The organism is Actinomycetospora chiangmaiensis DSM 45062, assembly GCF_000379625.1.
Classification (GTDB): domain Bacteria; phylum Actinomycetota; class Actinomycetes; order Mycobacteriales; family Pseudonocardiaceae; genus Actinomycetospora; species Actinomycetospora chiangmaiensis.
The window spans coordinates 24,455-45,729 of the sequence record NZ_KB903226.1 but is presented as its reverse complement, the minus strand read 5'-3'; the positions used below and the strand labels follow the sequence as shown (position 1 = coordinate 45,729).

At 72.6% G+C, this 21,275-nt stretch carries 22 protein-coding genes and 1 pseudogene; 9 read left to right on the top strand and 14 right to left on the bottom strand.

Going from position 1 to position 21,275, the window contains the following annotated elements; translation table 11 throughout:
- Window positions 1–108: 108 nt before the first annotated feature.
- From A3CO_RS0112455 to A3CO_RS0112445, 3 genes are all read right to left on the bottom strand, one after another.
- A complete protein-coding gene (locus tag A3CO_RS0112455) occupies window positions 109–459 on the bottom strand; it encodes an antibiotic biosynthesis monooxygenase family protein (protein ID WP_018332584.1) in 351 nt (116 codons plus the stop codon).
- Between the two features lie 92 nt (window positions 460–551).
- On the bottom strand, window positions 552–1,403 hold the full coding sequence (locus A3CO_RS35755) for an alpha/beta fold hydrolase (protein ID WP_018332583.1): 852 nt from the start codon (window positions 1,401–1,403) through the stop codon (window positions 552–554).
- A 128-nt stretch (window positions 1,404–1,531) separates the two neighbouring features.
- Complete coding sequence (locus A3CO_RS0112445; RefSeq protein WP_026204541.1) at window positions 1,532–1,987, bottom strand: MarR family winged helix-turn-helix transcriptional regulator; 456 nt, start codon at window positions 1,985–1,987, stop codon at window positions 1,532–1,534.
- Between A3CO_RS0112445 and A3CO_RS0112440 the strand changes: the two genes are divergently transcribed.
- The 3 genes and pseudogenes from A3CO_RS0112440 to A3CO_RS40215 all read left to right on the top strand — a co-directional run bounded on the left by A3CO_RS0112440 (window position 1,940) and on the right by A3CO_RS40215 (window position 4,902).
- Window positions 1,940–3,172, top strand: a complete 1,233-nt coding sequence (locus A3CO_RS0112440) for an amidohydrolase family protein (RefSeq protein ID WP_211214460.1) — start codon at window positions 1,940–1,942, stop codon at window positions 3,170–3,172. The genes A3CO_RS0112445 and A3CO_RS0112440 overlap by 48 nt on opposite strands.
- Before the next feature lie 444 nt (window positions 3,173–3,616).
- Complete coding sequence (locus tag A3CO_RS0112435; RefSeq protein ID WP_026204540.1) at window positions 3,617–3,826, top strand: hypothetical protein; 210 nt, start codon at window positions 3,617–3,619, stop codon at window positions 3,824–3,826.
- A 271-nt stretch (window positions 3,827–4,097) separates the two neighbouring features.
- Window positions 4,098–4,902 (top strand): annotated as a pseudogene (locus A3CO_RS40215) (alpha/beta fold hydrolase).
- An 8-nt stretch (window positions 4,903–4,910) separates the two neighbouring features.
- Here the strand turns inward: A3CO_RS40215 and A3CO_RS0112425 are convergent.
- The 5 genes from A3CO_RS0112425 to A3CO_RS0112405 all read right to left on the bottom strand — a co-directional run bounded on the left by A3CO_RS0112425 (window position 4,911) and on the right by A3CO_RS0112405 (window position 9,016).
- Window positions 4,911–5,159, bottom strand: coding sequence for a hypothetical protein (locus A3CO_RS0112425; protein WP_018332577.1), 249 nt, complete (start codon window positions 5,157–5,159; stop codon window positions 4,911–4,913).
- 170 nt (window positions 5,160–5,329) lie between these two features.
- Window positions 5,330–5,518: a hypothetical protein gene (locus A3CO_RS0112420; RefSeq protein WP_018332576.1), complete on the bottom strand. Its 189-nt coding sequence runs from the start codon at window positions 5,516–5,518 to the stop codon at window positions 5,330–5,332.
- A 161-nt stretch (window positions 5,519–5,679) separates the two neighbouring features.
- Window positions 5,680–7,515, bottom strand: coding sequence for a helix-turn-helix transcriptional regulator (locus A3CO_RS0112415; protein ID WP_018332575.1), 1,836 nt, complete (start codon window positions 7,513–7,515; stop codon window positions 5,680–5,682).
- Between the two features lie 341 nt (window positions 7,516–7,856).
- Window positions 7,857–8,828 (bottom strand): heparin lyase I family protein, encoded by a 972-nt coding sequence (locus A3CO_RS0112410; protein ID WP_018332574.1) that lies wholly within the window; start codon window positions 8,826–8,828, stop codon window positions 7,857–7,859.
- Window positions 8,828–9,016 (bottom strand): hypothetical protein, encoded by a 189-nt coding sequence (locus tag A3CO_RS0112405; protein WP_157647489.1) that lies wholly within the window; start codon window positions 9,014–9,016, stop codon window positions 8,828–8,830. Before A3CO_RS0112405 ends, A3CO_RS0112410 begins: the two co-directional genes overlap by 1 nt.
- A gap of 378 nt (window positions 9,017–9,394) precedes the next feature.
- Here A3CO_RS0112405 and A3CO_RS0112400 point away from each other — a divergent pair, with 378 nt between their 5' ends.
- The 3 genes from A3CO_RS0112400 (at window position 9,395) to A3CO_RS0112385 (ending at window position 12,452) form a co-directional block, all read left to right on the top strand.
- Window positions 9,395–10,198, top strand: coding sequence for an LLM class flavin-dependent oxidoreductase (locus A3CO_RS0112400; protein WP_018332572.1), 804 nt, complete (start codon window positions 9,395–9,397; stop codon window positions 10,196–10,198).
- 453 nt (window positions 10,199–10,651) lie between these two features.
- Complete coding sequence (locus A3CO_RS35750) at window positions 10,652–11,293, top strand: hypothetical protein (protein ID WP_245561493.1); 642 nt, start codon at window positions 10,652–10,654, stop codon at window positions 11,291–11,293.
- Window positions 11,294–11,477: 184 nt separating this feature from the next.
- Window positions 11,478–12,452, top strand: coding sequence for a hypothetical protein (locus tag A3CO_RS0112385; protein ID WP_157647487.1), 975 nt, complete (start codon window positions 11,478–11,480; stop codon window positions 12,450–12,452).
- Between the two features lie 53 nt (window positions 12,453–12,505).
- Here A3CO_RS0112385 and A3CO_RS0112380 read toward each other — a convergent pair whose 3' ends face one another.
- Window positions 12,506–12,946 carry a MarR family winged helix-turn-helix transcriptional regulator gene (locus A3CO_RS0112380; protein ID WP_018332568.1) on the bottom strand — a complete coding sequence of 147 codons (441 nt, stop codon included), beginning with the start codon at window positions 12,944–12,946 and terminating at the stop codon, window positions 12,506–12,508.
- 85 nt (window positions 12,947–13,031) lie between these two features.
- On the opposite strand from A3CO_RS0112380, the gene A3CO_RS0112375 reads away from it, so the two are divergent.
- Together A3CO_RS0112375 and A3CO_RS0112370 are read left to right on the top strand one after the other, a co-directional pair.
- Complete coding sequence (locus A3CO_RS0112375) at window positions 13,032–13,433, top strand: PPOX class F420-dependent oxidoreductase (RefSeq protein ID WP_018332567.1); 402 nt, start codon at window positions 13,032–13,034, stop codon at window positions 13,431–13,433.
- Window positions 13,434–13,470: 37 nt separating this feature from the next.
- Window positions 13,471–14,100 carry an NAD(P)-dependent oxidoreductase gene (locus A3CO_RS0112370; RefSeq protein ID WP_245561492.1) on the top strand — a complete coding sequence of 210 codons (630 nt, stop codon included), beginning with the start codon at window positions 13,471–13,473 and terminating at the stop codon, window positions 14,098–14,100.
- A 54-nt stretch (window positions 14,101–14,154) separates the two neighbouring features.
- On the opposite strand, the gene A3CO_RS0112365 is transcribed toward A3CO_RS0112370, so the two are convergent.
- The 3 genes from A3CO_RS0112365 to A3CO_RS31775 all read right to left on the bottom strand — a co-directional run bounded on the left by A3CO_RS0112365 (window position 14,155) and on the right by A3CO_RS31775 (window position 17,707).
- On the bottom strand, window positions 14,155–14,850 hold the full coding sequence (locus A3CO_RS0112365) for a polysaccharide deacetylase family protein (protein WP_033414350.1): 696 nt from the start codon (window positions 14,848–14,850) through the stop codon (window positions 14,155–14,157).
- A gap of 280 nt (window positions 14,851–15,130) precedes the next feature.
- Window positions 15,131–16,342, bottom strand: a complete 1,212-nt coding sequence (fdhA, locus tag A3CO_RS0112360) for a formaldehyde dehydrogenase, glutathione-independent (protein WP_018332564.1) — start codon at window positions 16,340–16,342, stop codon at window positions 15,131–15,133.
- A gap of 96 nt (window positions 16,343–16,438) precedes the next feature.
- Window positions 16,439–17,707 carry an MGDG synthase family glycosyltransferase gene (locus A3CO_RS31775; protein ID WP_169510941.1) on the bottom strand — a complete coding sequence of 423 codons (1,269 nt, stop codon included), beginning with the start codon at window positions 17,705–17,707 and terminating at the stop codon, window positions 16,439–16,441.
- Between the two features lie 212 nt (window positions 17,708–17,919).
- On the opposite strand from A3CO_RS31775, the gene A3CO_RS0112350 reads away from it, so the two are divergent.
- Window positions 17,920–18,207, top strand: a complete 288-nt coding sequence (locus A3CO_RS0112350) for a hypothetical protein (protein ID WP_157647483.1) — start codon at window positions 17,920–17,922, stop codon at window positions 18,205–18,207.
- Between the two features lie 87 nt (window positions 18,208–18,294).
- Here the strand turns inward: A3CO_RS0112350 and A3CO_RS0112345 are convergent, their stop codons facing one another.
- Window positions 18,295–19,173, bottom strand: a complete 879-nt coding sequence (locus A3CO_RS0112345) for a substrate-binding domain-containing protein (protein ID WP_018332561.1) — start codon at window positions 19,171–19,173, stop codon at window positions 18,295–18,297.
- A 173-nt stretch (window positions 19,174–19,346) separates the two neighbouring features.
- Window positions 19,347–21,029: an alkaline phosphatase family protein gene (locus A3CO_RS0112340; RefSeq protein ID WP_051085932.1), complete on the bottom strand. Its 1,683-nt coding sequence runs from the start codon at window positions 21,027–21,029 to the stop codon at window positions 19,347–19,349.
- Window positions 21,030–21,275 lie beyond the last annotated feature (246 nt).

Below are 21,275 nucleotides of genomic sequence, written 5' to 3'. Positions count from 1 at the left end.
CCCGACGCCCCGGACGAGGGGTGCGCCAGGGTCTCGGTGCCGCCCAGTCCCGGCGATCTCCTGGGTCCGTTCCTCGCGCAGGGTCAGCAGCCGACGTCGCACGAGGGGCTATTCCTGGTCGGCATGGTGGATGGCGCGGACCTGGGCGAGCGTCGGGTCGTAGGAGGTCGCCCGCGCCGCGGCGTCGGCGATGTGCCGGCGGACCTCCGGGCGCGCCATCGCGGCGGCGTAGGCCTCCTCGCTGGCCCACTGGGCGTAGTTCACGACACGTGTCCCGTCGAGACTGGCGTGCACGTTCGCGGAGATGAAGCCGGGCACCCCGGTGAAGACCTCGGCGGTGGCGCGGTCGAGGGCATCGACGAGCTCGTCCTGGTGACCCCGCTCGACGGTGAAGACGTTGATGAGGGTGACGCACCGAGTGCCGGCCGTGATGGTGATCGTCGAGGTCGGGTGCAGCACGACTGTCTCCTCAGCTTGATGTCAAGGTGCTGACATCAAAGCTAAGCGCCGCCACGAGACATGTCAAGGTCATGACATAACGCGTGCGCCGTTCATCGTGTCGGGGAACCGAACCAGCTGGTGAGGTGGGAAAGCACCGTGTCAGGGTGACGTGCCCAGTCGTAGTGGGGACGGGCCACGTCGAGCCGGAGGTGACGGCGGGACACGGTGGCCCGAGGGAAGAGGGCGGCCAACGCGTCGGTCGTCCTGGCCGGAGCGAGGGCGTCGCCGGCCAGGGACACGAACAGGAGCGGGAGTTCGGCATCGGTGGCCGCGGCGGCGATGTCGACGGGTGGGTGGCCGATGCGTAGTCGTCCGGTCCTTCCCCATCGGGCCCACTCGGTCATCTGGGTGCGCGCCTCGCGTCCGGCGAAGCCGACCTGGGGGCCGGGGAAGTGTCCGAGGAGCTGGGTCACGGCGAGGGCGGCCTGGGTGCGCAGGAGGTGCCACGGGCCGATGGCGCCCCAGGCCCGCCAGTCGACGCTTCCCGTGGCGAGAAGCACGGCGGAGTCGATCGTGCTCGGCCGAAGGGCGGCGTGCGCGGCGACGATGTGCCCACCGAAGCTGTGGCCGAGGGTGTGCACGGCGGCTCCGGGGAGGGTGGCGCGCAGCCGGGCGAGGCCGGCGTCGAGGTCGCCGACGAGGTCGGCGTAGCCGTAGTCGTACGAGCGTCCGGGCCGGGGCGCGGGGCGACGTTGGTGACCGCGCAGTTCAAGGGTGGCGCCGTGGCAGCCGTGAGCGGCGAGGGCCTGGAGCAACGGGGTGTAGAACGACGCGCGCAGCCCCATGGCCGGGACGACGAGGACGGCGGGGGCCGATGCATCCGGCGCCCGGTGGACGGTGAGTTCGAGGGCGGTCGGGGTGTTCCGGTCGAGGTGGAGCACGACGGGGGCGGCGGGGGTCATGGAGGGCCTTCTGGGCGATGGACGGCGCGGTGCAGCGCTGCGACGGGGGGGGGCGGCGGCTCGGGCGGGTGCGGGTTGGGGAGTGGCCTGCGTACCGGGTGAGCAGGTCGTGGGTGTCGGGGCGGGCGTCAGGACGGGCCCGGGGGGTGGTCCTGTCGGGCCAGGTTGTCGATCATGATGCCGAGCACACGCATGAACTCGTCGACCTGCTCGTCGTCGAGCCCGCGCAGTGCGGCGGTGTTCCCGGCGCGCGCGGCGTGAGTGAGGTCGGCCTCGAGGGCCCGTGCGCGGGCGGTGAGCAGGATCCGGGATCGTCGCCGGTCGGAGGGGTCCGGTGCCCTGGCGACCAGGCCGTCGCGCTGCATACGGGTCAGGGTGTTGGCCATGGTCGGCTGTTCGATGTCCAGCCGGACACACAGCTCGGCCTGGGTGAGCCCGTCCCGCCGGAAGAGTTCGAGCAGCGCCGCGAACTGCGCGGGCGCGACGGTGTACGGCTCCAATTGACGTCGCAGTTCGCTGCCGAGGAGCCGCCGCAGGTGGGCAACCTGGAAGCCCAGCGACGCCTCGGGCGCCAGGCCTGCCACGTCGGGCCCGGCGTCGTCCGCCGCGTCACGTCCTCGACCGTCAGTCACGGTCGTAGCCTCTCATTGCATAGCATGCTATACATTCACGCAGCGGACTGGACCGCGGGGACGAGGACGAGATGGCCAGCCGCTGCTCGACGACGTCCGACCGACACCCCGAGGAGATCGACGATGCACGAGTGGCCTTCCGAGCAGCCTGTCGACGCGACTATTCCGGTCATCGATGCTCACCATCACCTCGTCGGGCGGGGTCGGGACTTTCTCGTCCACACCACGGGCAAGCCGGTGTTCCTCGTCGACGACTACGCGGATTTCGTCGGCTCGACGCACAACGTGATCGCGTCCGTCGCCGTCGAGATGCACTCCATGTACCGGGCGGGCGGCCCGCACGAGTTGCGGTCCGTCAACGAGACCGTGTTCCTCGACGGCCAGGCCGCGATGAGTGCGACCGGGCTCTACGGGGACGTGCACATCGCGGCCGGCATCGTCGCCGGAGTGGAGCTGCAGACCGACGCAGTTCAGCGAGCTCTGCAGGCGCACCTCGTGGCCGCTCCGGAGCGGCTCAGGGGCGTCCGGCAGTCGGGCTTCTGGGACGCGGACCCCGCCGTCGCAGCTCGCTTGTTCGGCCTGCCTCGGAATTTTTACCTCGATGAGGAGTTCCGGCGGGGTGTCGGTCTGTTGGTCCCGCTGGGCCTGAGCTTCGACGCCATGGTCCTCAGTCCCCAGCTTCCCGACGTCCTCGACCTCGCGCGGAGTTTCCCGGAGCTCTCGATCGTGCTGAACCACCTGGGAAATCCCGTCGGAATCGGCTCGCACGCGACAACGGTCGAGGAGGACTTCGCCGAGTGGCGCGTCCACATGGCGAAGATCGCCGAGTGCGAGAACGTCACGGTGAAGATGGGCGGCCTCGGGACGTTCCTGTCGGGGTCGCCGAACTACCTGCGGACACCGCCCGCTGACTCGACGACGCTGGCCGAGGAGTGGCGGTCCTGGACCGAGGAGACGATCGGACTCTTCGGCGCGGACAGGGTCATGTTCGAGTCGAACGCACCCTCGGACTGCGTCGGCCCCTTCGCCACGGTCTGCAACGCCTACCAACGCATCACCGCAGGCTGCTCGGAGGACGAACGACGAGCGATCTTCGCCGGGACGGCCGCGAGGGTGTACCGCCTCGACCTCGTGTGACGGGGCCGCGAGCCATGATTCGTCGTTTCGTGCTCTTCCGGGCGAATGGTCGATTCGCGCTGTGACGATCTCGGTGTCGCTCATTCGCGCTCAGCATCGCGCGTCGCTTGTGGTGACGAAAAGGTCTCTTCCGCTTCCTCCTGCGGCGGTCGGTGATTCACGCGCCTTCACGGGATAACGATGTGCCGAAAGGGTGCGATGGAGTAGTCGATGGAAATTCGGGCCGGTGAGCGTCCCGTGGAATATCCGCGCTGCGGGCAGGTCCACGGTCCTGATCGGTCGCGTGCGGGTCAGCGCCCCTGGAGCCGAGCCCACCGCCCATGGCCGAGGCGGTCGCCCGCTGCGCGGCAGCGACGAGCCTTCCCGCCGGCGTCGAGCACGATCCCCCGCGCGCAGGCCGAGGCCACAGCTCCCCCTGTCGGTGCACGGGCGTGGGGTGGCGGCGTGGTCGTGGCCGGTGTGGCTGCGGTCGGGCTGACGGTGGGCGCGACCCTGTTGCTCCTGCACGACCGTGCTGTGGTCGCGGTCGTGCTCCTGCTCGCTGTCGGGTGGATCCTCGGCGGGCTGGTGACCGAGCTCCAGGCGCCCCCGTGTACGACGTGCGGGGAGAAGTTCTGCCGTCGCTGCGCGGCCGTCCGGGCCTCAGATTCCTGACCGAGCTGCACCTGCGGTGGCGTCAGCCCCGGAGTCGTTGGCAGGAGGCGGCTGAGCAGAGCTCCGGGGCACCTCGAGTCGGGTACCGACGATGTCCGGGCAGGGCTGCCGTGCCGGGGTGAAGCCGATACGTTCGACGCCCGTGGCCCCACGCTCCTGGTCGGTCGACGCGCACGTCGGGGTGCGCCCGGCGTCCGGGGTGCTCGAGGTCGGCGATGGTCAGCGGCTGGCGTAGCGCAGCGAGGGGAACCCGGCGGGGGTTCCGGCGCTGGTGGTGCACGGGGGACCGGGTTCGGGGGCGCGGGCGTCGGTGTGGACTCCGTTGTTCGACCTCGCCCGCTACCGGGTGGTCCTGGTCGACCAGCGCGGCTGCGGGGAGAGCATCCCGGATGCGGGCGAGGTCGGCACGGACCTGTCGGTGAACACGACCCAGCACTTGGTGGTGGACTTCGAGCAGCTCCGCGAACACCTGGGGATCGAGCGGTGGGTGCTGGTCGGCGCACCCCGACCGGGTCCGCGCGGTGGTGTTGTTCTCCGTGACCAGCGGCCGGCGGCGGGACACCGATTGGATCGTCCACGTGATGGGCCGGCTGATCCCAGCGGCGTGGGAACGGTTCGCCGACGCTGCGCACGCCGCACCCGGGGAGCGTCTCCTCGATGCCTACGCCCGCCGCCTCGCCGACCCCGCTACCCAGCACGACGCCGCCCTGGCCTGGTGTGCCTACGAGGACGCCCACATGGCCATCGGCGGCGGCCCACCCCCGGCGCGGGCTCTGGCTGAGGCCGAGCCCCGGTTCCGGGCGCGGTTCGCCCGGCTGGTCACCCACTACTGGCGCCACGACTGCTTCCTGCCCGACGACGCTCTGCTCGCAGCCGCCCGCGGCCACCACGGGATCCCCGCGGTGCTGGTGCACGGCACCCGCGACATCTCCAGCCCACCGGACGTGGCCTGGGAGCTCGCCCGCGCGTGGCCCGGTGCGCGTATGCACCTCGTGGACGGCGAGGGTCACGGCGCTCCGGAACAGACCGCCCGGCTCGTGCGCGCCGCCACCGACCACGTCACCGACCCCGCGTGACCGTCAGGTCATCGACCGGCCGCTCGGCCTCCGCGGTCGCAGCGATGGCGGGCGGGCCCGGACGGAGGTAGAGCAGCGAGCAGGTGTACCAGCGAGTGGTACTCGCCGGGGTCCAGCCGCAGGATCGCACCCGTCGTCGAGACGTCGCCGCCGAACTCGTCGACCAGGAGCGCCAGCTGCCAGGAGGTGACGGGGAAGCTGACGTCGAGCTCCTCGCACCACCGGCTGACAGCCTCGGAGGCCGATCCGAGAGTCACGTCCTGCGCCGATCTCGGTGGGGAGCTCTCGTCCGGTCCGGACACGTCCGCACCCCTCGGTCGCCACGGTGCGGTCTGTGGCGTGAAGAGGATGCCGCCCGGTGGGCCCGGGCGGCGGCGACTGCCGGCTGGGGCATGAGCCGGCACGACGGGCGTTGCCCTCCGTCTGGTCACGGTCGGTGGGCGGTTCGGCGTGCCCAGGCCAGGGCGTTGACGACGTCCGCGGTCCCGGAGGCGAACACCACCGCGGCCGGTCGGCGGACGTGCAGGCCGTTCCACCCGGCGCTCGCGGCCTCGGACGCCCCGTCCCCGGGGCGGACCACCCGCCCGGTCAGTGCGGTCAGCTCGGTGACGGCCATCGACCCCGGCTCCGTCCTCTCGGCGCGGCGACTCGACCCGCCACGTGCCGTCGGAGTGTTCATCGACTTCCGGGCCACGGACTCCGGGAGGCACTACGGAAGTTCCGCCGCCCCGTGGGCGGGGACTACCGAGGGGCCGCCGGGTCGGACGGGTCGGGGGCCTAGCCGAGGACGGCGCGGACGACCTGGGCGAGGGCTGCGCGGTCGGTGACACCGGCCTTGCTGCTGGCGTTGTAGACGTGGGACTCGACGGTCCTCACCGACAGCGAAGCGACCTCGGCGATCTCGCGGTTCGACAATCCCTGTGCCACCAGCACGGCGATCTCGCGTTCCCGGTGGGTGAAGGGCAGCGTCAGCGCGGCTGCAGCGACGGCCGCGCTCGGAGCGGCGCCCCGCGCGGCGCCGAGGCGATGTGCCCGTGCGGCGGCGGTCAGGGCCCGACCGGCGCGACCGGCGCGGCGGTAGGACACCGCGGCGTGCCCGGCGGCGTCGGCGGCGGCCAGGACGTCGCCCATCGTCTCGAACTCCCCCGACACCCGATCCAGCCCCTCGGGATCGTCGGACGCGAGGGCGGCCGCGTACCTCGTGGCGACGACGGCTCGTGGGCCGCTCGTCCGATCGGCGAGCTCGGCGAGGCGTCCGGCGCACCCGGTGTCGCCCAGCTGCACGGCGGTCTGCAGGCACCAGACCTCGCGCGCGAGCTGATCGTGCTCGCGGGCGAACGCCGCCGCACGGTGCGCCGCGCGCCGGGCCTCGGTGAACCGCTGGGACGCGGCAGCCACCCAGGCCTCGGCGAGCATCTCGACCGACGTCACGTAGACGTAGGCCGGGTGGCGGTCGTCCCGCGTGGCCGCCAGTGCCGCCTGCGCTGCGGGGAGGTCCCCTGATCGCGCCAGCGTCTGGGCCCGCAGCGGCCGGAACCGGTAGACGCTGGTGGCCACGGGGAAGCTGTCGCCCTCGGCGGCATCCCCGGACCCGTCGTCGGGATGTGGGGTCAGGTGGCGGCGGGCCCCCGCGAGGTCACCGGCTGCGAGCAGGGCCATCCCGAGGATCTCCCCGGCGAGCACACGGGCCGGTGCCGGCCGGTCGTGCTGCGCCGCCAGGTGGTCCTGTGCGACGTCGACCGCTTCCGCGATCCGCCCCGCCGCCGCCAGCCCGAAGGTCAGGAACTCGGCGAGGTACAGGCTGAGGAACCGGCCCTGGTCGTTGAGCCCGACCATCCGCCCGCACTCGACGGCGGCCGACACGGCGTCCTCGGACCGGCCGAGCTCGCCGTGCGCCAGGCATTCCGCCGCGAGGCCGATGGTGACGGCGAACGGATCCATCCGTCGGTGGTCGACGCCGGCCGTGGCGGCCAGCACGTCGCGCGGGCGCGCGGCGAGCGAGAGCTGGATCGCGCGGGAGGCCATCAGGTTGTCGTGGTGCGCGCCGTGTGCGGTCGCGAGTGCCTCGTCGATGACCTGCCGGGACTGCTCGGGCGAGCGCATCGTCCACAGCAGGGTGGCCGCCCGCACCGTGACCACGTTCAGGTAGGCCGCGGAGCCGTCGTCGACGCCGGTCCCGTCGTCCCCGGTCCCGGCGACCGAGTCGAGCACCGCGTCGGCCAGGTCGCCCCGGGACATCATGAACAGGTTGTAGGCGAAGGGGACTCGGGCCCGCGGACTCGCCGCGGCCGCGTCGGCGGCGGTGAACAGCCGGTGCGCGAGTTCGAGGTCGAGCAGCGAGCCGGCTGCCTTGGCCGCGGGCAGGAGGACGTCGGCGTCGGGTGCGAGGTCCGATTCCAACCACAGCAGTCCACGCCTGACCGCCTGGCTCGTCCCCGGCGGCGCGTCCCCCATCGCCGACGCGACCTGCCCCCGCAGCCGTCGGAGCCGCCACGGCCCGCAGGTGGTCCGGCGCACCTCCCCGTACATCGGATGCCCCACGTAGACCAGGTCGCCCTCGGTCCGGATGAGCTCGCGGACCTCCGCCTCCTCGATGGCCTCCTGCTCGACCACGCGTCGCAGACAGTGCCGCTCGATCGGCTCACCGACCGCGACGACGTCGACGACGTCACGGACCGCGGCGCAACGCGCCGATCTGGGCGTCCACCACCGGGTTGGCCGGAGTGACCAGCTGCGGTTGCCTACCGCTCATGTGATGACGCCGGATGGCTACGGACCGCCGGTCGGCCGACGTCGGAGCGGTCGCTGCAGCCGTCGCCTCAGCCGTCGCCGCCTTCGCTCTCCCCCCGCTTCTCAAACGGCTGCCCCAGCGAGGTCGGAGCAGCGGGACGTGCTGCCGTCAAGATGCTCGACGTCGGGCGGACGCACCCGCCGCGCGCCGATGCCGGGGACGGTCAGGCGAGGACGGCGCCGTAGCCGGAGCCGAGCTTGTGTCCCCGCTGGTAGAGCGTGCCGCCGGGCAGCGCCGACGACTGGTAGTAGCCCGTCTTCAGGTAGTAGGGCGTCGGGGACCTCCCCACGCCGACGCGGTCGCCGACCAGGCGGCCGTCGAGCCACACCGACATGCGGCCCTCGCCGAACTCGGCCCGGACCACCGCCTGGTACCAGCGGCCGACCGCCAGCGGGCACAGCGACCACCCGTCGCCGATCCGGAGCTCGCCGTCGCGGACCTGCAGCGCGAACCGCGGGGGATCGGTGTCGTTCCCGTGGAGCTGCCAGATCACCCGCCAGTCGTCGGCCCAGAGCGGGAAGCCGTCGCCGAGCAGGAACTGGAAGCCGAACCACGCCTCGCCGGACCCGCCGAACGTGCGGTGGTTCGGTTCGACCTCGATCCGCTTGCCCCGGTGCGGCAGCGTGAAGCGCACGGCCGTCCCGCCGCCCGGAGCGTCCACAACGGGTGGCGGCCACGCCGGCGTCGAGCGGGCGTCGCCTGCCTCGGTGTTCCAGCTCGTGGACCTGTAGCCGCTGGCGGCGTCGTCGAAGAGCCGCGGGGTGGACAGGTCGACCGCCCACTCCAGCGTCCCGGCGGATGTCCCGTCCGGGGTGTCCGACGTGCCGCTGCTCCCGCCGGTCCGCTTCGCGACGATCCCGCGGACGAGGACCTCGAGCAGCGCCGCCTTCTCCACCAGGGTGCGCGCTCTCGGGGCGACACCCCACCGTGCCGCGACCTGGTCGAGCGCGATGTCGAGGGCGGTGTGGCCGGGCCGGAACGGGCCCGGGGTGCCGCCGGTCGTGGGCACCGCGATGTCGAGTCCGCTCGACAGCGTCCATGCCGCGGCGAGTGCGGCGTCGAGCTGGTCGATGACCGTGCCCCCGACGCGCCCGAGGAGTGCGTCGAGGAGGGCCTGCTCGTCGGCGGTGGGCATCATCGACCGCCGAGCGGGGCGCCGTGGACGGGGACGAGCTTCACCAGCCACCCGGGTAGGAACGCGCCGACGTCGCTGCCGGCGTCCTGGGCGCTTCCCGTACCGCCGAGCGCGACGAGGGCGGTGACGAGCGCGACGAGCCCGACCCAGGTCGGGGCGGCCTCGGTGAGCAGATCGGGCCGGTCCACGGCCACAGTGTGCGGGTGGCCGCGCTCGGTACCGGTGGTGGGGTCCACGATGAGAGCGTCGATGTTCTCGGCCGGTTCACGTGGTGGCCGATGGCTCGGGAACACGGTTCCAGGGACTCGCTGGGGGCCACGCCTCGAGGCCCGACGGTCTCGCCGCTCCGGGGGGACGGAGCGGCGAGACCTACCAAGCCCCGAGGGGGGTCAGGGCACGGCGTGTCCAGGATCGGCGGCGGCGAACGTCGAACGCAAGCTCTCACGCTGACTTGATCGTTTGACTGTCCGAGAGGATCGTTCACCGGCGCTCCCACCCACGGCATCGTCGTGGGGACCTCACCGAGCCGGCTCTGTCACCGGCCGGGATCGTGGTCGGATCCTCGGGTGCAGCCCGACATCGGTGTGGTGTTCCGTCCGACGGCGCCGCCGGAGGACCTCGGGTCGGTGGTCGCGGCCGCGGAGGACGCCGGCGTCGCCGAGTTGTGGGTCTGGGAGGACTGTCTGCGCGAGGGTGGCATCGCCACGGCCGCGGCAGCGTTGGGCATGAGCAGGGGGCTTCGCGTGGGCGTGGGGCTGCTCCCGGTGACCCTGCGCAACGCTGCGTTGACAGCGATGGAGATCGCCACTCTCGCGCGGTTGTTCCCGAGCCGATTCCTTCCCGGCCTCGGCCACGGTGCGCCGGAGGAGCTGGGACGGCTCGGCGCGCGCGCCTCGTCGCCGATGACGGCGCTGCGCGAGCACCTCACGGCCGTGGCAGGACTGTTGCGTGGTGAGCAGATCCATGTCGACGGTCGCTACGTCCAGCTCGATGACGTGTCGCTGGCGTGGGCGCCGACCTCGTCACCGCCTCCGCTGCTGGTCGGGGCGAGAGGTCCGAAGACGCTGCGTCTCGCCGGTGAACTCGGCGACGGAGTCATCCTCGATGCCGTCCCCGGCGGCCAGCAGCTCCGCGAGGCGCGGGAACACATCGAAGCCGGAAGAACGGCGGCCGGGCGGATCGGGCCCTTCCGGATCGTGGTGTATCTCGAGCCCCCGGCCGGATTGGACGTCGCCGCCCTGGTCCGCCTCGTTCGGGGGGCACTCGAGGATCTCGGCGACGCCGGGGCGACCAGCGTGGTGTTCGTCGGGCCGCCCGATGCGCCGCATCCGGCGCCACTGTTGCGGGCGATCGACGCGGCGAGGTCCTGACAGAGGTTCTGACAGAGGTTCTGACAGAGGTCCTCACGGACGCGCTGGGGCGGAGGGCGCGGGCGACGACCGGGCTGTGCCGGTCGACCTCTTCTCGGCCCGGGTCACGGTCGCCGACGAGGGGTTGCGGTTTCGGGAGCGACCTCGCGCCGGCGTGCGGTGCCCGTGACCCTCTCGTGGTGTCCGCACGGTGTGTTCTGGATCATTCGGCGGCGATCAATCGGACATTGCGCATGTTCTCCCCCGGCGTTGTCGAGCGGGTCCGTCGAATGGTCATCAATGGACCATCTCCCGTTCATCGAGCTTCCTTAGCGTGCTGCGCCGTCACCCGGACGAGTGACGACGACACCCAGTCGGTTGATGTCGACCCGACACGGCCGGTGGGGCGGCGGCCGTGAGAACAGGAGGAGAGCGCACATGGTCGTCACAGGCCGGGACCGCGATGGTGCTCCCGTGCGACGAACCAGAGCGGTCGAGACGGTGGTCGATCCGTCGGCGGTCCTTCCGGCGCTGCCCCTGCTCGCCCGTGGCGCGCACCGGGACCCGACGACCGGGGCGTGTCTGATGGAGTACACGGCCCTGCTGGCAGGCGAGCCGTTCGGCGATCACCCGTCGTGCACCCACCCAGCGCTGGCGCAGCTCGCGCGTCAGGTCAACGACCGGGTCGGGGACGACGTCCGCCCGTCGTTGGTGACCCGGGCTCCCGCGCTCGCCTCCGTCGGGCCCGACCACCCGGACGTCGTGGGCGCGGTCGCGTCGGCGGTGATCATGGCGCACTACCAGCGGGCGCCGGACTCCCTCCTGCTGCACCGCCGGATGCGGGTGGCCGCCACCCTCCGCGACCAGCCGGCGACCGGTGGCTGGGCCCGTCGTCGGGACCTCGTCCGCCTCGCGAACCTGACGGGTGCCTGCCTCGACGCCGTCGAGCGGCGGCTGCCGTCCCCCGCGCGCCGGGACCGCGCGCTCGTCGGCGTCCTCGACCGCGCCCTGGCGCGACTGTCCGGGGAGCTCCGGCCTGCCCCGCCCCTCGGGTCGGTGGGCGCCGCGTTCGTCGACCTCCGTCCGGTCCCCGGCGGGCCGTACCCGTGGGGCTGACGGGCGCGGTCGGCCGGGGGATCGGGCGGCTCATCCCGGGCTCGCGTCCATCTCCTGCCCCCGCACCGCGATGTCCGCGCGGTCGGCCTCCGGTGGGGCGGTCGGGCCGTTACCCGACGGCGGGGCGCCTCACGTGCGGGAGTGCACGATGAGGGTCCCACCGCACAACGCGAGGATCGTGATCGTGTCCACGGGGACCGACCCGTGGAACGACGCGGTGGCCGACGACCTGGCCCGGCAGCTGCAGGCCCGTGGCTGGTGGGTGGATCGCCCGGACCTGGAGCGCGCGCACGGGACGGGGAGGTCGGGACAGCTCCGGCCGGCGGCCTCGGGGGGCGTCGGCTCCCTGGTCGACCGAGCCGTCGACACCGTCGTGGCGCGGATGGCCGCCCGTCTCGCCCTGCGGATCGGTGACTCCCCTCATGCCGTCGTCGGCGTCCATCCGCTCGTCGACCGGGTGCTGGGGCTGCTCCGTCGCTCGGGCGCGTTGACGGCGCCGGTGGCGACCTATCTCGGCGGGCCCGACGTCAGGAGCTCCTGGGGTGCCGGCGGCGCCGATGTCATCCTGAGTCCGCACCCGGCCGTCGACCGCCTCCTGAGCCGCCTGCCGGGCCCCCCGGCGGTCCTCCCGATCAAGGTCACGGCGGTCGCCGGGACGCCCACCGACCGGGGGCGGCCCGCCGCCGGTCGCGCCCGGGTCGTGGTCCCGGCCTGGGCCAGCAGTGGGCGCCGCACCGCGGCGGTCGTCCGGGACCTGGCCTCATGGGGCGTGCGGCCGCTCGTGTTGTGCGGGACGAACCACGTCGCGGCCCGCTGGGTCGACGCCCTCGGAGCCGGGACGGCACGCACCGGTGGGACGGACGCCGCCGCGATCCTGGGCGAGGCCGACTTCGTCGTCGATCCGACCGCAGGTGCGGCGGGATGGCTGGCGGTGCTCCAGGGCCGCCAGGTGATCAGTTATCGCGTACCTCGATCCGCTGAGGGGATGGCCGCGGACCTGCACGCGGCCGGGGCCGCGGTGTGGGCGCGGAGCCGGATCGATCTGGGTCTGGCGCTCACCGGACACGTCGGACCCGCCCTCGCCGCCGCAACGACGCAGCGCCTCGACCCGGTGTCGGCGATCGAGGCGGTCGCGGTGGATCGGTCGTCGGCAGCGTGATCTCTCGTGCCGGGTCACCGCTGCGGTAGCCGGCTCGGTTCATCTGGCCGACCTCACTCGCAGGCGATGACCTTGCGCAGGAGGGCGAGCAAGGTGTCGCGCTCTGCGGGGGTGAGCATGCCCAGGAACGTGGCCTGAGATGCGGCTGCGGCCAGCCGCAGGTCGCCGAACAGGCCGGCGCCCGCTTCGGTGAGGACGACCGACTGGCGGCGTCGGTCGGTGGGGTCGGGGTCCCGGGAGACCCAGCCACGCTGGACGAGGGCCTCCACGTAGGCGCTGATGTGGCTGCGGTCGGTCCGCAGTCGGGTGGCCAGCTCGTGCGGGGCGAGCGGGCCGAAATCGGACAGTGCGGCGAGGACGGCGTACTGGGGCAACCGCAGATCGTGCTCGCCGAGCACCGCGACGAGGTGCTCGTGTCCGATGCGAGCCACGCTGCCGGCCAGGTAGGAGGGCAGGCCCATCAGCGAGGGCGGACGCCCGGAGGGTTCGGACACCCCTCCATCATCGCAAACGCGTGCCGTAGTAGGCCGATGTAGTAGTAGCATCGTGCCACTACTGGCTTTCGAACCGGGAGAGGCCATGAGCGTGTTCACCGCCGCCGAACTCGCCTACCTCGACGAGCAGCTGCTGGGCCGGCTCGCCACGCTGGGACCTGGGGGCGCTCCGCAGACCCGTCCGGTGGGCTTCGTCCACAACGCCGAGCTGGACACGATCGACATCGGCGGGCGGAACATGGGCGCCAGCCGGAAGTACCGCAACGTCACCGCCGACCCGAGGGTGTCCTTCGTCGTCGACGACCTGGCCTCGACCGACCCGTGGCGCCCGCGCGGCGTCGAGATCCGTGGACGCGCGCAGACCGTGCCCGGCGACGCGGCCGGCCACGAGCTGATCCGCATCCATCCCGAGCGCGTTCTGGGCTGGGGCCTGGACAGCGACGCGTTCGCCGCCCCCCACAGCCGCGCGGTCGAGGAGAACCGTTGATGGGCCGGCGCGACGTGTCCCCACGTCAAGAGCCTGGATGAGCATGCGCATCGCCCTGTTCGGCGCCACCGGCGGCATCGGACGCCGCGTCCTGGCCCGGCTGCTGCTCGCCGGCCACACCGTGACCGCCCTGTCCCGGCGCCCCGGCGCTGTCGTGGCCGGGCCCGCCACCCGCCCGATCACCGGCGACGTCACCGACCCGGAGGCGGTCGCCGCCACGGTCACCGGTCAGGACCTGGTGGTCAGCGCGCTGGGAGTGGCCACGACCAGGCCTGACACCACCGTGTCCGTGGGCACCCGCACCATCGTCGCCGCCATGGCCGAGCACCGCGTCCCTCGGCTCATCGCGATCAGCGGCAACGGCCTGGGTGTCAACGGAGGTCCGGTCGTCGACCGCATACTCACTCCCACGCTGCTGCGCCACGTCAAGGTCGAAGCACAGGCACAGGAAGCGGCGATCACCGACAGCCCGCTGCACTGGACGATCATCCGCCCCTTCCGGCTGGTCGACCGTTGGCCGCCCAGCGTGGCCTACCGGGTGGCGGAGTCGTTCTCGCCGACCGTGGTCGTCCGCTGGACGACTCGCGACGACGCCGCCCGCGCCATCATCGAGCACCTCGACGACGGGCCACGAAGCGTTCTCTGGGTCGCCTCCGGCGGGCGATGACCCGGACCGGCCGCGAGGTGAGCCCTCACGCGGAGGGTGCTCGTCGGCCCGTGCTCAGTGTGGCTGGGCGGCGAAGAACTCGTTCAGGGTGACCGGTCGTAGGCCTCGCTCCCGGATGATGGCGGTGATCTGGTCGAACAGCCCGAGCACGGTCGGGTGGTTGGCGTGCCCGACTATGATCGTGCCGGGCGTGAGATACCGGCGTGCCTGGGAGAGCAGGAATTGCGGCGTGACGGTGGTGGCGTCGCCGTACGACCCGGTCCAGAGCACCGGCGTGGGGTAGCCGGCGTCCTTGGCGATGGCGTCGACCCGTGGGTCGTGGGCGCCGTAGGGCGGGCGCCAGAAGGGTCGGGAGGTGGTGGCGAAGGTGGCCGCGACCCAGCGCTCGTTGCGCTCGAGCTCCTCCCGGATGCGACCCGCCGATGTCCTGGTCAGCCAGGGGTGGCTGAAGGTGTGGTTCATGATCTGGACCTGGCCGGCTTCGATCAGTGGGCGCAACACGGCGGCGTGCGGGTCCCACGCCCGGGCGTAGGTCCCGTTCGGGCTGAAGGTCAGGTGCACACCGGTACGGCGGGCGAACTCGACGTATCCGGCGACGACCTCGGGTGCGTACCCGTCGTCGACGGTCAGGGCGATCAGACGTCCGGGCGGGGGCGGTGGGACACTCGCCGGCACGGCGGCGGTCGGTGCGGCCGAGGCGCTCGGGGTGTCGCGTCCCGCGATCCAGGCGGCCAGTCCGACCGCGAGCATCCCGGCCACGGTGCGACGGGAGATCGGCGCAGCGGCTCTCGGGCCGTGGTCAGGGCCCCCCTGCCCGGGCGGCGTGAACGGCCTGCTCACCTCGGTGCCCCTCGTTCGCGTCGCCCCACCCGAGCCTCTCGCAGTCCGGGTGCGGGGACGACCTTATCGCGGAACCGCCCGGGGCTGCCGTCCTCTCCGAGTCGGTGGACACCGCGCACCACGGCCACCGGCCCGCGCCCGGTGTCGCACCGTTCGCGGGGCGGTGGTCCGCGCTGCGGGCCCCGGGCCGTCAGGCTCCGATCAGGCCGTGCGGGTCAATCACGAACTTCTTCGCCACGCCGGAATCGAACTGGGCATAGCCCTGGGGTGCCTCGTCGAGGGTGATGGTCGTGGCGTTCACGGCCTTCGCGATCTGGACCTTGTCGCGCAGGATCGCGTTCATCAGCTGGCGGTTGTAGCGCATGACCGGACACTGACCGGTGGTGAACGAGTGCGACTTGGCCCAGCCCAGCCCGATGCGGATCGAGAGACTGCCCTCCTTCGCGGCCTCGTCGGAGGCGCCCGGGTCCCCGGTGACATAGAGGCCGGGGATGCCGAGCCTGCCCGCCGCGCGGGTGATCTCCATGATCGAGTTCAGGACGGTGGCCGGCGCTTCGCCCGCGTCCTTGCCGTGGCCCCGTGCCTCGAACCCGACCGCGTCCACCGCGGCGTCGACCACCGGCTCACCGACGATCTGCTCGATCTTGTCGGGCAGCGAGCCCTCCTCGGAGAGGTCGACGGTCTCGGCCCCGATGGCCTCCCTGGCGTGTGCCAGGCGCTCGGCGTTCATGTCGCCCACGATCACCGCGGCGGCGCCGAGCAACTGGGCGGAGGCGGCCGCGGCGAGGCCGACGGGTCCGGCGCCGGCGATGTACACCGTCGAGCCGGTGGTGACCCCGGCCGTCACGCAGCCGTGGTAGCCGGTGGGGAAGATGTCCGACAGCATCGTCAGGTCGAGGATCTTCTCCAGGGCCTGGTCGCGGTCGGGGAACGGCAGCAGGTTCCAGTCCGCGTAGGGCACCATCACGTACTCGGCCTGACCGCCCTGCCAGCCGCCCATGTCGACGTAGCCGTACGCCGATCCCGGGCGGTCGGGGTTGACGTTGAGGCAGACCCCGGTATGCCCCTCCTTGCACATCCGACAGCGCCCGCAGGCGATGTTGAACGGCACCGAGCACAGGTCGCCCTGCTTGATGAACTCGACGTCGCGCCCGACCTCCACGACCTCGCCGGTGATCTCGTGGCCGAGGATCAGTCCCGCCGGCGCCGTGGTGCGGCCCCGCACCATGTGCTGATCGGAGCCGCAGATGTTCGTGGAGACGCACCGCAGGATGACGCCGTGCGGGCACTGGCGTCCCACGTTCGCCGGGTTCACCCCGGGACCGTCCTTGAGCTCGAGGCCCGGGTACTCGATGTCCTGGACCTCGACCTTCATGGGCTCGATGTAGGCCACGGCCTTCATGAGGAGCTCCTTCCGGAATCGACCGGTGGTCGAAGGCCCCGTTGCCTCCGACACCCGCCCATCATGTGCCAGGAGTGTGTCCGGCGACACCGGTCGCTACGCGTCTGCGGATCGACCAGCAGCCGGACCACTGTTCTCCGCAGGCGTGGGCGCGGCGCCCTCGGCACGACGTCGGGCCCGGTCCGGCGCCAGGGGACTCCCGGCGGCGACCGGGGTGGCCGTGGTGGCCGCGGGTGCGGCGTGATGCTGGTGGCCGAGTCGACGTGAACCCCGCGACGGTCCCACCGCCAGGGTCCGAGCGAGTTCGTCGAGGTCGTGACGAGCCGCGTACCGGGTGGCCCGGCTTTGGGCTGCGGCCGACACGGCGGGATCACGGGCGAGTGACCGGAGGACGCGGGTGAGGCACCGCGGGCTCGCGCAACACTCGGCGACTCCCGACCTCGCGAGGACGGCGGCGCTGTCGCGTCCGTGGCCGGCGAGGGGCCGGAACATCACCAGCGGCCGCCCGCACGCCAGGGCCTCCTGGGCCGTCACGCCACCGGAGTTGTTGACGACCACGTCCGCCACCGCGGTCAGCGCCGCCGGCTCGTCGACCCAGCCGAGCACCCGGAGCCGGGGCGCACTGCGGGCGAGCCGTTCGAGTCGGAGCCGCGTCCGATGGTCGCGGCCGCACAGCGCGACGACGATGCAGCGCTCGTCCGACGCGAGGGCCGCGGTGACGGCCTCCGTCAGACCACCGAGCGCCATGGAGCCGGCGCTGACGAGCACCACGAACGCGTCGGCCGGCAGGTCCCACTGCTCCCGGGATGCGGCCGGGGTCGTCCGGAACGCCCGCCGGACCAGCGGCCCGACCACGGTGACCGGCTGGTCCGGAGCCAGGTCGAGCATCCGTTCCGCGCCCTCGTCGTCGACGACGACGTAGTGGTCGACACCGTCGTAGACCCAGAAGGCGTGGGGAGCGACGTCGCACAGGACCGCCGTCACCGGAACCGTCAGGGTGCCCGCGCGGCGGAGCCGCGCGAGTCCCGCGGTCGCCAGCGGATACGTGGAGAGGACGGCATCGGGGTCACCGGCCGCGATGCGCGGCGCGAGGGCGCGCGCCACCCACCCTCCGACGACCCTGCCGTAGAACCACCGCACGGCGCTGCAGCGGGAGACCGCCCGGTACCAGAGCTGTTGCAGACCCGGGGTCGACCCGACCGCGACCCGGTACAGCCAGCGCAGGATCGGCCCACTGCCGACCCCCACCGCCGCGAAGCTCTCCACGATCTCGATCCGACAGCCCGGCCACACGCTCTCGAGGGACTCGGCGACCGCGTGAGCCGCCGACTGGTGCCCCTCGCCGATGTTCCCCGAGACGATCATGAACCTGGTGCCTTCGGTCATCTCCGCGGAATGCCCGAGGCCCTCGCTCCGCTCCACGAACACGAGCGATCGAGTCGGTGAACGGTCCGGAATTCTCACGACTCGTACATGCACCCCGGGCCATCGTCGGCGCCGGCGCCTCCGCCGGTGGCGGCCGACATCGCCGGCCCGTGGATGGGTCGGGTCGAGGAGGTCCGAGCAGCGTGGCTCTGATGGGTCCTGCGGGGGCAGCAGCAGCCGCCGTCCTCCTGTTGCTGATCGCGTTGTGGATGGTGGCCGGGGAGACCGGTGACGGTTCGTCGTCCGCGCGTCGGCTGCTGATGGTCCGCGCGGCCGGCGGGATGTTGATGTTCCTCGGGATCGTCGTGCTGGTCCTGGCGGTCCCGACGTCCGCGGACACGGTGCCGTCTCACGTTCGGGCGCCGGTCCGCCCCGGCACGACGTCGGTGCCCGCGCCGCCGTCGTCGGTACCCCGCCCCTCGCGCGTGCCGGGCGGCTGAGGTCCCCCAGCCGCTCCCGGCAGGGCGTGATGGTGGGGACGTCGCTGCGTGAGGGATCGCAACGCGGGGGACCTCGGGCCGGCTGGCTCAGGCCAGGACCGCGTCCTCGTAGCGGGAGTCAGCGGCGATGGCGGGGTCGAGCAGGTCCCAGGTCTGCATCCAGCGGTGGGATCGTTCGAACATCTCCTTGGTGTAGGGCTGGGGCACGATGCGTTCGCCGGGTCCGAATCGGCGCACGTCGACGAGCGCGGTGAGCTCGGCCGGCATCTCCCGCGCCCAGTAGTGGGTGTAGCGCTGCGGCTCGAGGTCGATCTCCTGCTGGGCCCGCAGGAGGGCGCGGAAGTACCGCTCGGCGTCCTGCCGCTCGGTGCCCGGGGAGAGGAAGAACCCCATGACGAACGTGGTGTCGACGAGTTTGACGCAGCCACGCTGCTCGAGGACGTAGGCGCCGGCGCCCCAGGCGTTGACCGCCGCCAGTCGTCGGTCGAGCAGGAGCCGGACCCGGTCGAAGGGCAGACCGACGAACCCCAGGCGGATGGCGTCGCGGGGGAGGAAGGACTCGAGGGCCTGCAGGGCCGAGTAGTGGCTCCCGGAGTGGTAGCCCACGCCGACCTCGACGCCGGCGAGGTCACGGGGTTCGCGGAGCTCGGAGTCGGGGGAGACGTAGATGCCGCTGGGGCACACGGAGTAGGCCTTGCCGTACATGAGGCCGTGGTGTCCGCTGGCGGCGGCGTTCACCGCCCAGTGGCAGGCGCACGAGACCTGGGCGCTGCGACCGCCGGCCATGTCCTCCAGGGCGCCGCTGCGCACCGAGGGAGGTGCGCCGCCGTCCGGGAGCGAGGCGCTGGTCGCGCCGGCGAGGCTCGTCGGTTCGAATTCGTGGTCGAGTCCCTCCGCGTCGAAGAAGCCGTGCTCCTCCGCGACCCATTCCTGGAGTCGGACGTGCGGCTGGATGCGGAACACCATGGTCGTCGACCTCCTCACCGCGGTGTGCTGGCGCTTCGTCGATCGATGATCTCCGCGTCGCGGGCCACGCGGATTCTTCCCGTTCTCGACGAGAACAGCGTGCACTCCTCGTCGTGGCGGGGAAAGGCCGTTGGGGCCATTCGGGAGGATGGGTGCCGCCGGCTGTCCGGTTCTCACCGGCCGGGCAGAGCAGTGGTGCCTTCGGTGCGGACCGCGGTGAGTCGGTTCGGGTCGAGACCGAGCGCGACGAGGATGGTGGGCGCGATCTGGGTGGTCGAGACCGGGGTGGCGACGAGCGCGCCTCCGTGGGCGGACGGGAGAGCGTTGCCCCGGCTCGGCCCGGTCACCACGAGGGGGACGTTGCGGTCGTCGTGGAGCGCGCCGCCGTGCTCGGCGATCTTCTTCGTCCCGCCGGTGTAGACGGTGCCGGGCTGCGCGATACCGACGAGGTCGGGGACCCGGGAGTCGGACTGCGGGACGTGGAAGTAGGCGGCCGCCTCGGCGCCGGCGAGGATCTGGCCCAGACCGGAGCTGGTGTACGCGCGAGGGTTCTTGGCGATGTCGGTGCCGGTGCCGTTGTGGGAGCGCAGGTAGGTCGCCGCGAAGCTCGTCGCCACCGGCGATCGGTCGGAGAGCCAGAGGTACATGCCGTCGTCGTCGGTGGAGTGGACGACCAGGGGCCCGCTCCCGGGGTGGCCTGCGGTCCAGGCGGTGTCCAGGCCCTGGAGGATCGGACCGTCGTCGATGCGGTCGAGCAGGGCCGGGTCGATCGGCGACTGCCCGTGCTTGGCCGAGAGGATGATCGTGGTCGACTGGTCGAGGTGCTGGTCCTTCAGACCGGCGAGCATTGTCGCGAGCTGGCCGTCGACGAAGTCGAGGGCTCCGGCGAGCAGCGGGCCCGGGGTCACGCCGTCGGCGAGGTAGCCGCCGGTCAGGCCGTCGGAGGCCGGCAGCTTCTGCGCCGTCGAGACCGACTGGAAGTTGAGGCCGAAGATCGCCGGAGTGCCGGGCCGGGTGGTGCGGGAGTGGTCGAAGCCGTCGATCTCGTTGCGGACCGCGGTGACCTTGTAGGCGTCGTAGCGGCGGGTGGCGGCGTTGTCGGTGGTCCAGTCGCCGCCGCCCGGCGCAGCCGAGTTGATCTCGGGGGCGAAGAGATCGTCGATGCCGCTTCCCGAGGGTCCGTCGAGCAGGTCGTAGGCGACGTGTTTGTCCGACCAGGCGGTGTGCAGTCCGGCGGAGCGTGCGACCTCGAAGACGGTGTTCGCGCGCGTGTCCTGGTGCGGGTAGACCGGCGAGCAGGTCGTCGGGTCGACGGGCAGCTTCGCCGGGTTGATCAGCGAGCGAGGCTGCCCGGTCATGGCGAGGATGGAGTCCGGCAGCCCGGGCAGGCCCTGCCCGGCGTCGAGCGCGTCCGGGTTGCGGTCGATGGTCTCGTCGAAGACGACGTCGGTGCCCGGCTTCGCGCCCGCGCACGTCGTCGTGCCCGGGGGCAGCAGGCCGCGGTCGTAGGTCGAGTCGTAGTAGACCCCCGTGCTGCGGGGCGTCCCCCCGGACACCTGCCCGAGCATCCCGGGGAAGGAGTCCGACGGCACCGGCGTGGCCGCCTGGCTGTAGTCGGTCCCGGCGCGCACCAGGGATGCGAGAGCGGACTGCGGGTGGCGACGCACGTAGCCCTCGAGGTCGGACTGGTGCATCCCGTCGACCGAGATCAGCAGGACGTGCCGGGGCGCGGCGGCGGGGGGCGCGGCGGACGCCGGTGTCGCGAGCGTCGGCAGGACGGCGGCGGCCACGGCGGCCACGGCGGCCACGGCGAGCCCGGCCAGTGCGTGGGGTCGGCCGGGGCGGGGGAGAGGCATCGATCGCTCCTGTCGGTCACCTGTCGCGTGATCAACGCTCCCTTCTCGTACGGCGCCGATCGCGCGGCGCCCCGGCCGGCGGGCAACCACACGGTGAACGTCGGGCCACGAAGGTGACCGCATCCGACATGGGAACCGAAACCGGCCGGTTCGGCTGCGATCGCACGTCGGACTGCTCGGGCGTCCCCGACGAGGTAGTGGCGCAACGGATGTCCCGGCTTGACCCGACCCGCCAGGAATCCGCCG